The organism is Mongoliitalea sp., assembly GCF_054166905.1.
The window spans coordinates 79,367-93,053 of record NZ_JBSZCK010000026.1 but is presented as its reverse complement, the minus strand read 5'-3'; the positions used below and the strand labels follow the sequence as shown (position 1 = coordinate 93,053).

Sequence of the window (13,687 nt, the reverse complement as noted above, 5' to 3'; positions counted from 1 at the left end):
CTGCAAAAGTGTCCTATTCAGGATGAATGATTTACAAAAAATCAAAGATTTTTGTAGATGATTGCTAAAAATATCCGTCTTGTAGTATATTTAAGATTCCGAGAGATGAATTTTTGATAACCAAGGGTCTCAAGGAAGCGTAAAACTCTCTAACTAGCACAAAAAGAATATGTTTGACTTAATTCCATCCATATACCTTATCAACGGAAAGTGTGTCCGTCTAAAAAGGGGTGATTTTGCCACCGAAAAGGTGATTTCCAACAACCCTCTTGAAATTGCGCAAGCCTTTGAGGATCATGGCATCCGATGGCTGCATTTGGTGGATTTGGACGGTGCACGAAGAGGAGAACCAAAAAATTACCACATTTTGGAAGCTATTACAGGCTATACTAATCTAAAAGTAGACTTCACAGGTGGGGTTTCTACGGATGGGGATGTGCTGAAAACCTTTGAATTTGGTGCGGCTGGAATTACAGCGGCTACCGTAGCAGCTTTGCATCCGGATAGATTTGCCCAGTGGATTCTTTCTTATGGCCGAGAAAAAATCAATCTTGCAGCCGATACTGACCCTCAGCATAATAAAATCAAAGTAAAAGGTTGGACTAAAAAAACCGAAATTGATTTATTTGATCATATTGAGTACTTCTATGAGCGTGGCTTGAAATACCTCAAATGCTCAGATATTACCAGAGATGGTGTGATGGAAGGACCTAACTTTGACATGTACAAAGAGATTATTAGAAGATTCCCAAACATCCGGTTAGCAGCAAATGGGGGCGTAAGAAATATTGATGACTTCAAAAAATTAGTGGATATTGGAGTGACAGCTGTAGTATTTGGTAGAGCCTTCTACGAAAATATCATCACTCTGCAAGACTTGGATAAATTTATGGCAGAGTACGGGCAATAAATCAGTTTTTGCTCAAAAAAGGCTTTTCCAAATCGGAAAAGCCTTTTTTTATAACTTACCTCCAGTTGCCTTATACAACTTTGCATAAGCACTCATCAATGACTGCTTTAAGGCTACCAACTCCAACTCTGCGTCAAAGGCCTGGCGCTGGGATTCCAAAAACTCCAAATAACTCGTAACGCCTTGGGTATAGCGAGCTCCGCTTAAATATTGTGCATGGAGTGCTGCTTCTTTTCGAATACGCATGATTTCAATTTCTTGAAGTAATGTACGGATCTCAATTTTAGCATCCTCTACCTCTCGAAAAGCGTTTAATATGGCATTCTCATAAGCATAAAAGGCTTGATTATTTCGACTACTAGCAATATCTACCTGCCTCCTCAACTGACCCCAAAAGAAAATAGGACCGATAATTTGCCCCCCAAAATTCCACAGAGGATTACGCAAACTCCAATCTGTAAAATCATTGGTGATGATACCTCCAGTACCAAATAAACTGATCGTAGGCAATTGTTGGGCTTTAGCAGCACCTATGAGCGATTGACTTTTCATCAACTCATATTCTGCTGACAGTACGTCGGGACGATAGCGAAGCAAGTCCATAGGATTAACTTGCGTGAAATCCAATTCGACTAGGTAACTAGGCAAGGTTTTACCCGCCCCGATCGATGTTGGGTTACTTCCAATCAAAAAGCTGAGTAGATTTTCCAATTGATTGGTTTTTCGCTCAAACTTTGGAATCGCTCCCTGAGCTATGGCCTTTAAGATAAGCGATTGATCTACATCGGTCTGTTGGATAATTCCCCTATCAAAACGTGCAACAATTATCTGATGCATACTATCCCGCAAGGCAAAATTCCGCTGGGCAATTTCCAGTTCATCTTTGGCACGCAAGTATTGAAAGTAGGTGGAAGACACCTCTGAGACCAAGGATAACTGCACACTCTGCAACCCAAATTCACTTGCCAGCAATTCAAATCGGGCAGCATCCGACAAATTTCTAAGCCTTCCCCAAAAATCAATTTCCCAGTTTAATCCCGAACCTGCGATAAACAGTTCATTAACTTGGCCTATTTGATTGAAAAGAAAATTACCTCTTTCAGCGGAAGCCTGTACTCCTAGTTTTGGAAGTAACTCCGCATTTTGAATACGCAAGGCATACCTACTTTGCAAAATGCGCTCAGCTGCAATCATAGCATCCCTATTGTACCGAAGGGCTCGATAGATTAACGTGTCTAAAACTGGATCCTCAAACTTCCTCCACCAATCCAAATCAGGATACCCCAACTTTTCCAAGTCTGCCGTATTGAGCAAAGAAGCATCCGGATCTACATCTTCGATGCCATCAACCCTAAACGTATCCGGAACCAAAATTTCAGCTCCTTGGTAAGGCTTCCCCACTTTACAGGAAACAGCCAACACAGCCACAATGAGAAAGAGGAGTATTTTAGCTTTCATGGTCGGACGATTTTAATGGTTGAATAATTGCGCGCTTTTGTTCATACTTAAAAACCTTCCCTACCAAAATGAATAACAAGGGATACAAAAACAACCCAAGGAATGTAGCCATTCCAATTCCTCCCAAAAGCGCCATTCCAATCACTTTCCGAGCCTCTGCTCCCGAGCCAGAAGCCAAAACCAAGGGAAGAATTCCCAGAATAAAAGAAAATACCGTCATCAATATGGGTCGGAAACGCAATTTGGCAGCTTCCAAAGCGGCATCGACCAGACTCAGACCTTCATCAAATTTCAACTTGGCAAACTCTACTATCAAAATGGCATTTTTGGCAGCCATGGCAATCAGTAGGATAAGTGAAATCTGAGCGAAGATGTTGTTTTCGAAGGATAGACTAAAAATACGTGCTATTTCCAAAAATAGGAAAGCTCCAAAAATCGCAAAAGGTGTCCCCAACAAAATACTAAAAGGCAATGACCAGCTTTCGTACTGTGCAGCCAAAATCAGAAAGACCAAGAAAAAGGAAAAGATGAAAATGATGGCCGCTGAGCCCGCAGACTTTTTCTCTTGAAAACTCATCCCATTCCAGCTGTAAGTCATATTTTCGGGCAAAATTTGTTGTGCAACCTCTTCCAAAGCATCCAAAGCCTGTAAAGAACTGTAGCCCATCGCCGGCACTCCTGTGACTTCTGCTGAGCGGAATAAATTGAAGCGATTGGTATATTCAGGACCGCTGGACTCCCTTACCTCAATGAAGGTACTGATGGGAACCATATTTCCCTGATTATTTTTGACATGGAATAGTTCTAAGCCTTCTGTATTTTGCCTAAACTCGGATTCTGCTTGGATGTAGGCCCGATAAATTCGGCCAAATTTTGTGAAATCGTTTACATAAGCCCCTCCGAGAAAGGCGCCAAAGGTTTGATATACCTCCGGTAGCTGAACCCCCGTCTGCAAAATCTTATCGATATTCAAATCCACCGAACGCTGGGGAACAGATGCCTGATATTGAGTGGAAGCGCGACCAATCTCCGGACGTTGATTGGCTGCTTGGATAAACTCCATGGTTTTTTGCTGCAAATAAAGCGGGTCTTCCCCCAATTTATCCTGAATCATGATACTGAATCCAGCCCCTGAACCAAGCCCAGGAATGGCCGGTGGACCAAAGGCAAAAGCAATCCCATCCTTTATTTGTCTGGATACTATGGCATTGATTTTTTGGGTTACATCTTTAGCCGTGATACCTTTTCGCTCATCCCAATCTACCAACGAAATAAACAAAAACGCAGCATTAGTACTCAGTGCGTCTGCTAACATATTGTAGCCAACTGCTGTTGCAACGCTTTCTATTTCAGGAATTTCTTTCAAGAGCGTTTCTACATGAGCAGCCACCATATCCGAGCGCTGCAAACTTGCCGCACTAGGAAGTTGAACAGCCAAAAACACATAACCTTGATCCTCCTCAGGAATAAAACCTCCTGGTAACCTCGAACCCAAAAAAGCACTGGCAACTACTGTCAAAAGGATAAATACCACACCTCTCTTCAATTTCCCAGAAACGACTTCCGTGTAGCTGCTGTAGCGCATGGTCACTCGATCAAACTTCCGATCAAAGGCATTAAAAAACCTTCCCAATAAGCCTGTTCGCTCACTTGCTTCCTTTTTGGGCTTCAAAATCAGTGCACATAAAGCCGGGGAAAGTGAAAGTGCATTGATACTGGAAATAATGACGGATACCGCAATGGTAATTGCAAATTGCTGATAGAGCTTACCCGTTATCCCTGGAATACCCACTACCGGAACAAATACCGCTACCAAGACTAAACTCGTGGCTATAATCGGTGCAGTTACTTCTTTCATGGCCGCAGTGGTAGCCTCTTTGACACCCAAGCCTTCTTCCATTTTTACCTGAACTGCTTCTACCACTACAATGGCATCATCCACCACAATCCCGATGGCCAGCACCAATCCCAGAAGGGAAAGCACATTGATGCTGAATCCCAAGAGAGGAAATAACATAAAGGCACCTATCAGGGATACTGGGATTGCTAAGGTAGGGATAAGCGTAGCTCTCCAATCTTGGATAAATAAAAATACAACCACAATCACCAATAGAAGTGCAATAATTAGCGTTTCAACAATTTCAGCAATTCCCGCAGTAATTGGCTTGGTGGCATCCAAAGAGATTTCATGAGCTACTCCTTCCGGAAAGTTGATGGCCATTTGGTCCAATTCCTTCTTAATATCCTCTGCCACTTGTACGGCATTGGAACCTGGGGACTGATAGATCGATATCAAAGCAGCATCCAAACCGTTGGTACGGGTAAAAGCACTGTAACTCTCCGTACCCAGTTCTACCCGTGCTACATCTTTGATACGCACTTGGGAACCATCTTCATGAGTTCTAACCACTATTTCTCTAAACTCTTCCTCCGTTTGCAAGCGCTCCGGAAGCTTCACGACGTAGGTAAATTCTGTACCGGGAGGTGCAGGTTCAGCACCTAGCTTACCGCCTGGCACAATTACATTTTGGGAACGGATGGCCTGACTAATTTCATTGATAGTGATGCCCATCTTTGCTAACATATCAGGCTTCACCCAGATACGCATAGAATAATCCGAAGCACCAATCACACTTACCCGTCCTACCCCTGGAATCCGTGCCAAGCGATCCCGAATATTGATCATGGCATAATTGCCCAAAAATTGCTGATCGTATTGACCATTGGGTGACAGCAATGAAATCAATAAGAGGGTATTGGACATGGATTTTTCAGTAGTCACCCCCATTCGAGTAACCTCTTCAGGTAATTTGGCCATGGCAGAGGAAACCCTGTTTTGGGTAAATACGGTATTCATATCCGGGTCTGTCCCAATATCAAAAGTTACCTGAATACTAACTGTTCCGTCATTAGAATTGGTGGACTTCATGTAAATCATGTTTTCCACACCGTTAATTTGTTGTTCCAATGAAGAGGCAACTGCTTGCTCCACGGAAATGGCATTGGCACCTGTGTATTTGGCACTCACACGAACCACAGGAGGCGTGATATCTGGATACTGTTCAATCGGTAATGTACCTAAAGAAACTAAACCTACTGTCACAGTGATGATCGCAATCACGATTGCTACAATCGGTCTTCTGACAAAGAAATGATGTTGACTATCCATGACGCTTATCGTTGGGAGTTAAAAGTCACCAATTCGGTAGCGATTTGATTACCTGGCTTCACCGTCATCAATCCTTCCAGCAAGACCCGTTCACCCGCACTTAGTCCAGATTGCACAATGAAATAATCTTGATGTGTTTCTAAGATTTCAATCCGTTTTTGACTGACCAATCCATTAGCATCGACGACCATTACATTAAAAAATCCCTGTAATTCAAATACACAACGCTGAGGTACTAACAAGGCAGCAGGCAAGATATCCACTACCCCTCTAACTTTTGCAAATTGTCCAGGTCTGATCAATCGTTCTGGATTTGGAAACTTACTTTGGACCAAAATAGCGCCAGTGCTAGGGTCAACATTTCGATCTAAAAAAGTGATTTCGCCCAAGTACGGGAATCGCTCACCATCTGCTAAAAAAAGCTCCAAAGATTTACTCCTCAGATCCCATTGATTTTTATTATCGACGATAAACTGTCTGGCAAAGGCCAAGTAATCTTTTTCATTCAAAAAAAACTCTACGATAACACTATCGATTTGAGAAACCGTATTGAGAATAACAGGATTAGGGCTCCTACCTACATATTCCCCCTGCTTAGCTTTGGTTTTACCGATTACTCCATCCAAGGGAGCTAAAATTTTGGTATAACTCAAATTCACCTTAGCCAATTCAAGATTGGCATTTGCTGCTTTTACAGACTCCTCAGCAGCACTTTTTCTTGCATTTGCAGCATCCCAATCACGTTCGCTAATAGCCTTGATACTGACCAAAGGTTCTAATCTGGCAACTTCATTACTGGAATTAACCAAATTCACCTGTGCTTCTGAAAGCCTAGATTGCTCACGGGCTACATCTAAGCGAAAAGGATTATCATCGATCGTATAGAGCAATTGTCCCTTTTTGACTTCTAACCCTTCCTGAAAATGGATTTTTTCAATAAAACCATCCACCCTAGCCCGGATAGGTATATCCGCTTTCCCATATACCTGACCCACAAATTCCTTGGAAAGAGGAACTTCTTGGGCAGTAATTTCGACTACTTGAAAGGATTGGATTTCCGTTACTGGCTGATTTTCATTTTTGCAAGCAAAAAGGCTTACGGAAATCATCAGTGCATTCCTAATATTACGGATCTTCATAAAACTGAGGCTGTTAACAAGCCTCAAAATAAAAATATCTTTGGTAAAAGAAAAGATTAGAAAATGATTATTCTAGAAAAAATAATCCTTTGATAGAATTCAGATGACTTTTGTCAGTTTTGGGAAACTTTAGTTGGCGCTGATACAAATAATCTCCTAGCTCAGCGAAGAAAGGTAATCCAATAGTTTCATATTGGTAGGTATCGTCATTCAAGGTTTCATTTTCATTGACATAAATGACAGCAGAAACCAAAAACTCCACCCCCTCTTTAAAATCCACGAAGTAAGCACCATCAAGCAAATGCCCATAAGCCCATCCAGTTTTATTTAAGATTCGGATATGTTTAGGCATAGGGGATTTATCGGTACCAAACTTGAAAAACTTGGAATAAGAGTCGTAATAATCGGGCAGCTCATAGCTAGGGTAAGTTGATTCTCCAGGAAGCATTCCCATATATTGAAGGACAAATTGCCTTGCTTCTTCACTTAATTGAAAACGTTGATTTTCTGAAAAAGCATCCGGGAAAACTATTCGCTTCACAACACCATGTAGATCTGATAGAGCAAATTTGTTCTTGTACGTAAAGTCCATAGGTTCTTCCACCAAGCTACCTTTTTGGAAATAGGCTTTTCCAATAGTTGGATTACCCGTATTTGCATACACCGTATTTGTATAGCGAGCAGGTAAACTATGAAGCAATTCACCGCTTTCAGCATAGAAACGAATAGGATTGAAATGCCTGTTTTCCTCCTCTGACATAGGCAGACTTAAGCGGTGATTGATAACCGTATGCCTAAGCCCTTTGGCCCGCAGTTGCTCATTGATATACTCTTGACCTAGCAATTCATAGAGTCTATTATAGGCATCATTATCACTTACCAAAAGAATTTTTTTTACATAATGCGCTATGCTCGGCATCAAACTGGCAGCCGTACTATCTACTAAAGCAGGAAACTGGGAAGGTCTTATGGAGTCAGTGAGCATGATGCTTTCAGCTGATAAGCCTGCTATTCCCTGGGCCTCTAACCATTCCAAAGCCAAAATAGCTACTGGTAATTTTACGGTAGAAGCAGGATAAAAATAGCGTTCATCATCTAGATTAAACGGATGATCCTCAAAATTGATAGTTCCAGACTCATCTCGATGAATGGTAGAAAAAAGGATTTGGACCTGATAAATTTCAGGTTCAGCCAGTACTTTTTGAAGGGTAGGATAAGTATCAGGAATATCCTGAAAGGGCTCGATTACTTGAGGACTGTTACATTGGATAAAAATAGGTAACAACAAAAGTAGTGATAGCCTTTTCATAACTTTATATTTTAATGGTATTGGAGTTTTTGATTTTTAGTAAGGCTTTACCCAATAAACTAAGATCGCCTTTAGTATGATATGCAGCAATTACAATTCTATTGATCCACGGGTCTGTAGGAGAAGGATAAGGGAAAGAAGAGACAATGATACGTGCATCTTCCAGTTTTTTTACCCATTTATTATCCTCAAATACAAAAATTGGGAAATTATTGGTGTATTGAAGCACTTCTAAATTGGCAGCAATGGACTGGAAGTATTGAATATTCTCCAATAATTTATTACGCTGCACTTCATATAATAATTGAGATTTGACAAAAGCCTGAAGGAAAGCAGGAGGGGGGGGAGATGCCCCACGAAAGACGCGCTGATTGGCTATGTCAATAATAGGAAAGGTCAAGCCCAATGAAATACCACCTGGAATTCCTAAGCCTTTTGCTAGGGAACCAGTAACGAACAATTCAACAGGCAAATATTTCCATTTGGAGTAGTTACCATATATTCCAGACCCCGTCACACCGAAAGCATGACTATCATCCAACAGCAACTTATATTCATGCTTTCTAGGCAAATGACCGACCCATGAGAAATCATAAACTTCAGGCCTGAGTGGATTAACAGAATTTGATAAAATCAGGATTTTTTGAGGCTTCAGCTGTTCACAGGTTTCAATCACTTCTCGTTGCCATTCAGCGAATGACTGCTTGGGTTTAGGATGCAACTCCTCCGGAAGAATAGCGGGATGGGTGTCTGGTGAAATAAAAATATAGTCCGTAGATTCCAGAAGATAAGAAAGTGTTGCCTGTCCTGCCAAGTAACCACTACTCCAAACCAAGGCTTTTTCAGCACCGGCACCTAAGGCAAACTGATTTTCAAATTCTTCAAAAATGGTCATTCGAACATTATTGATCCTACTAAGCCCGTGATTCATTCCTAATTCGGAAAACCCTTCCACTACCAAGGCTTGAAAGTCCGGGTGCGCACTTAACCCCAAGTAATCTGTACCACTGAAATACAGAAATTCCTTGTTATCAAGCGTAATAACACGACCTAATTTACTTTTCAAATAAAATAAACTCATACTAGGATAGCATCGGGTGGAGTGACAATTTTTCAAATGCTAATCGGAAAGTAAGCTATTAAATAGTACTTTTCAAAGGATTGAAGACGTAATTTTTAAAAGCATATAGCTTGATTAACTCTAATAAAGTGGAAAAAGTTATTGTTCAATAGTTTCTAACAAAAAAAGCCCCCATTTCTGGAGGCTTTTTTGATATATTAAGATTGATTAGTTAAAGCTATATCTGATACCAACTTGCATTCTCCACAAGCTACCAATACCATTCGTAGGCCTGAATGTTTCGTTAACCAAATCAGAAGTACCTGGGTTAGTAGCAAGTCTAAATACTGGCTCACCTGCAGCATTTGTACCTCTATAACTCAAGATATTTTGTTGCCAAGGGAAGAATGGAACACCCCACTCAGGATTCAACAAGTTACCAAAGTTCATGAAGTCAAATCTTGCTTCCAATTTGTTTTTCTTATCATTCGTGATATTGATTCTTTGTGCAAAGCTCAAGTCAAATGTATGCACCCAAGGCTGAACACCTTCATTTCTTCCAAATACTCTACCTCTAGCATTTCTCAAGAATCTATCTTGATCGATAAATGCATCGAACGCAGCAGCTTGTTCAGCAGCAGTAACAGTTCTACCAGCTAGTGTAAATGGCTGCCAGTTTAACTCATTCGCATTGTTTGGAACATAGATCAAACGAGCTTGTCCATCACCTACGTTCAACAAAGTATTCAAACCACCACCGTTAGCCATTGTGTAGCTGAATCTTCCATTAGGTCCACCTTCATAGAATAAGGAGATGGTTGTATTTTCCGTAGTGTAAGAAATATTGGAAATGATTCTGTGAGGCTGATCAAAACCAGCAAAGCTCAACTCAGGCTTATTTCTTTGCTCAGTAACTACAGTAGGAACCAATGACTGTGCCTGAGAACCACCTGTAGCATCCAAATCTCTCGCTCTAGAAATGGTGTAAGCAGCCATGATGTCCAAACCGTTATTGAAAGATCTGTTCAAAGTAAGCGTACCAGAAACATAATCAGGGTTTTGGTCAGCATTCGTCAACCAGAATACTTGTCTAAAGAATGGATCACTTGAAGGACCAAAAAATCCATCTTGAGGAATCCAGATAGGACGTTGGTCAGGTCCATTCCAATTCGTGTCAGGCTGTCTGAAAACAATATTCTGTGCTAAAGGGGCAGAAAGATCTCTTGAATAGATAAAGTCAAAGGAACCAATGATACCACCTGGTAATCTGAAGTCAGAACCTAAAGTGGTTCTCCAAGTCTGAGGCAACTTAAAGTTAGGATCAGTCAACGCTAATTCTGTACCTAGAGTTTGGCTAGGATTTGAAGGGTTCCAAGCAGTCACATCAGGACTGAAAGTAATTCCCTGATTGACAACTTCTTGACCTTCAAAGCCGAAGATACCTCTTACCACACCAGAACCATTTACTTGGTTAGACAACCAAACGAATGGAAGACGACCGGAAAATACACCAGTACCACCACGCAACACAAATGATCTATCACCTTTTACATCATAGTTGAAACCAACTCTTGGTGACCACAATGGGTTAACAGTAGGGAATACAGATACATCAGGTACAATTGTTTGGCCATTTGGTAAGGTAAATGTTGTACCTCTTTCAGCCAACAATTGATTTTGAGGCAATTCGATAGGATAGTAAGGAAGGTCAATTCTCAAACCTGCAGTTACTTTCAAACGAGAGTTTACTTGATACTCATTTTGAGAGTACAAACCTAGCTGTCCAAATCTTGTTCTATCCGTTGGAGGCGTATTGGAGCCATCCAAAGCAAAGCTTTTTGCAAATGCATCCGGGAATACATTTGGGTTTCTGTTGATCACAGCATCAACAAATCGCTCATAACTCAAGAATCTGTAGTGACCGTTGAATACTGGGTTGAAAGCGTTATCGAACGTAAAGAATTCAAAGTTACCACCGAATGTCCAAGTACTCTTTCCTTTAAATAAAGTAAAGTTGTTCGTGATGTTGAAAATATTGTTCTCCAACAAGTTACCTACAGAGAACAATTCATTACCCATAGACATGAAATATTCCAACTGACCTTGAGGATTTGGCTCCAACACTTCGATGAATGGGAACGCTTGTCCACCTGGAATACCTCTTCTAGGGTCAGCAATGGAAGTATATCCAATATTCAACTGATTGGAAGCGTTGTTACCGATTCTGGTATTCAATTCAGCGGCAATTGTTTCTACCAAACGATCGTTAGTATAGTTCGCATTTCTGAAGTTTATAGCCTCAGGTCCGATACGTGAAGTGTTATTAAACACTGACATATTTCTTGTAGAGCGAACGTTGGTTGGTACATCAGAGAAAGAAGAGAATCTGTTGTAACGAACAAACAATTTGTTGTTTTGATTGATGTTGTAATCCAAACGGATATTTAAACGTGTCTGCTCAGACGCGAATGGATAAGAATCAGGAGCACCGGTATCATAACCATAGATATCCAATAAGCTCTGTCTAACAAAGTTTGCATCTTCAATAGATACTCGAGAGATAAACTGACCATCAGGAGTTTCTCCTGGTCTTCTTGCTCTTCTCAAGATAGAAGGTGTATCTTCTTGCTCTTCTTCATAATTCACAAAGAAGAATAATTTGTTTTTAATGATTGGACCTCCCAAACGGAAACCCATAATTTCATTTCTAGCATTATTCTGAGGTACAAAATTGTCAACAATTCTAGTAGCTCTCATTTGGTCTGTTCTTAAAAAATAGTAAGCAGAACCCTTGAAGGTATTGTCACCAGATCTTGTAACCGCATTCACACCGGCACCGGTAAATCCACCTTGTCTTACATCATAAGGAGCCAAGTTTACTTGGATCTCTTCGATTGCATCGATGGAAATAGGGTTTCCACCAGCGAGCTGCGCAGTACCTAAACCAAAGTTGTTGTTCAAGATGTTACCATCCAAAGTAAAGTTGTTGAAACGAGAACTTGTTCCCGCAAAAGAGTTACCATTAGATTGAGGAGTCAAACGGGTAAAGTCATTCACACTTCTGTTGACAGTAGGTAAAGCATTTACTTTGTCTGCACCCACGTTCAAGCCAGCACCAGTTCTATCCGCATCAAAGATACCTCCTCTAGAGCCGACAACTTCAACTACTTCTAGGTTAACACCATCTGTCATGACTGCATTGATGTTGAAGTTCTGACCAAGCGCAAGATTAATACCTTCAATCACTTGATCTTCAAAACCAACGAAGCTGATGGTTACTTGGTAAGGACCACCTACCCTTACGTTAGGGATGATGAAACGACCTTCCAAATTGGAAACCGCTCCATATCGTGTACCGGATGGCATGTGGACCGCAACAATGTTAGCACCTGGAAGCGTCTCTCCAGAACGGTCTGTCACCAAACCTTGCATACTTGATGTAGTCACCCCTTGCGAGAATGCAGAAGTTGATACGAAAATCAACATTACTGCCGCAAAAAGACTCTTAAGTAATGATTGCCTCATAATATTTGTTTTTTGTGGAAATAAATTTAGTTTAGGAATAGTTTTTTTCCGCTACAAATGTAGCCCTCATATCCAAGTTATTTTTTTTCGAATTGTTAAATTTTAACATTTATTCACATGCAAACTTAACAATTCCTTAACATTGGAAAAGAACGATATTTCCTAATGCTGGAATTAATCTATTTCAATCGGTTGAGATATTTCAAATTAACTTAAAAAAACAAATTTCCTTCGTTTCACTCATGGGTTGTTAAGAAATCTTTAACCAAATGTTAACTTCAGCAAAATCTTATTTTTACCAAATAAAAGTGAGAGGTTTGCTTATATTTGAAGACGAACGAGTTTCCAGCGATGAAAAAGAAAAATATACTTTGGCTTTATTTGTTTCTGTTGATATCTATCCTAGATATCTTCCTGACAGCCAATGGGCAACAAGAAGAAAGATTGTACACGAAAACATTGATTATTCCATTTTTGGCCATTTATTTTTGGCAAGTAAGTATCGCATTGAAAGGTACTTATATTCGCAAGGCCATGATTGGTGCCCTGATATTCTCTTGGCTTGGGGATACTCTTTTATTATGGCAGCCTTTTTTCCTTTATGGACTAGGAGCGTTTTTGATGGCCCATATTTGTTACATCATAGCCTTTAAGATTAGTCAACGTCAGCCTTTCCGCGTGGGAACGGTAAATTTCCTCCAGCTATTTTTTTATAACTTACCAATCTATCTACTAGCAGCATTTGTTTACTTCCTAGTAAACCCCGGATTAGGTAGCATGAAAATCCCTGTGGTTGTCTACATTATCATCATTGTCATGATGGCCACTACCGCAAGAGAACGGTTCAAAGAAACCTCCCCAGAAAGTTTTTGGCAGGTATTCATTGGAGCATTTTTATTTATGATTTCCGACAGCATGATCGCCATCAACATGTTTTTCAAACCCTTCCCCGAAGCATCCGTCCTTATCATGGGAACCTATGTGCTTGCACAATTGCTAATTGTTAGGGGGATACAGGCGCATTATCAGTGAGAGAAATGAAGGATGAAGGATGAGGGATGAAGGATGAAGGATGTTTAGAGACAAGATACAAGAACCAAGAATCAAGACAGGGTTG

At 40.6% G+C, this 13,687-nt stretch carries 8 protein-coding genes; 2 read left to right on the top strand and 6 right to left on the bottom strand.

Going from position 1 to position 13,687, the window contains the following annotated elements; all coding sequences use genetic code 11:
• The first annotated feature begins 169 nt into the window (after positions 1 to 169).
• The gene (locus tag ACXIUD_RS09290) at positions 170 to 910 is read left to right on the top strand and encodes a 1-(5-phosphoribosyl)-5-[(5-phosphoribosylamino)methylideneamino]imidazole-4-carboxamide isomerase (protein ID WP_458052354.1); all 741 of its coding nucleotides are present in this window, start codon (positions 170 to 172) and stop codon (positions 908 to 910) included.
• A 48-nt stretch (positions 911 to 958) separates the two neighbouring features.
• On the opposite strand, the gene ACXIUD_RS09285 is transcribed toward ACXIUD_RS09290, so the two are convergent.
• The 6 genes from ACXIUD_RS09285 to ACXIUD_RS09260 all read right to left on the bottom strand — a co-directional run bounded on the left by ACXIUD_RS09285 (position 959) and on the right by ACXIUD_RS09260 (position 12,570).
• A complete protein-coding gene (locus ACXIUD_RS09285) occupies positions 959 to 2,368 on the bottom strand; it encodes an efflux transporter outer membrane subunit (protein WP_458052353.1) in 1,410 nt (469 codons plus the stop codon).
• A complete protein-coding gene (locus ACXIUD_RS09280; RefSeq protein WP_458052352.1) occupies positions 2,358 to 5,537 on the bottom strand; it encodes an efflux RND transporter permease subunit in 3,180 nt (1,059 codons plus the stop codon). The genes ACXIUD_RS09285 and ACXIUD_RS09280 overlap by 11 nt, the downstream gene beginning before the upstream one ends.
• A 5-nt stretch (positions 5,538 to 5,542) precedes the next feature.
• The gene (locus tag ACXIUD_RS09275; protein WP_458052351.1) at positions 5,543 to 6,676 is read right to left on the bottom strand and encodes an efflux RND transporter periplasmic adaptor subunit; all 1,134 of its coding nucleotides are present in this window, start codon (positions 6,674 to 6,676) and stop codon (positions 5,543 to 5,545) included.
• A 67-nt stretch (positions 6,677 to 6,743) separates the two neighbouring features.
• Complete coding sequence (locus ACXIUD_RS09270) at positions 6,744 to 7,985, bottom strand: serine hydrolase (RefSeq protein ID WP_458052350.1); 1,242 nt, start codon at positions 7,983 to 7,985, stop codon at positions 6,744 to 6,746.
• A 4-nt stretch (positions 7,986 to 7,989) separates the two neighbouring features.
• A complete protein-coding gene (locus ACXIUD_RS09265; protein WP_458052349.1) occupies positions 7,990 to 9,066 on the bottom strand; it encodes an aminotransferase class I/II-fold pyridoxal phosphate-dependent enzyme in 1,077 nt (358 codons plus the stop codon).
• Positions 9,067 to 9,273: 207 nt separating this feature from the next.
• Positions 9,274 to 12,570 (bottom strand): outer membrane beta-barrel protein, encoded by a 3,297-nt coding sequence (locus ACXIUD_RS09260; protein WP_458052348.1) that lies wholly within the window; start codon positions 12,568 to 12,570, stop codon positions 9,274 to 9,276.
• A gap of 351 nt (positions 12,571 to 12,921) precedes the next feature.
• On the opposite strand from ACXIUD_RS09260, the gene ACXIUD_RS09255 reads away from it, so the two are divergent.
• Positions 12,922 to 13,602 carry a lysoplasmalogenase gene (locus ACXIUD_RS09255; protein WP_458052347.1) on the top strand — a complete coding sequence of 227 codons (681 nt, stop codon included), beginning with the start codon at positions 12,922 to 12,924 and terminating at the stop codon, positions 13,600 to 13,602.
• Positions 13,603 to 13,687 lie beyond the last annotated feature (85 nt).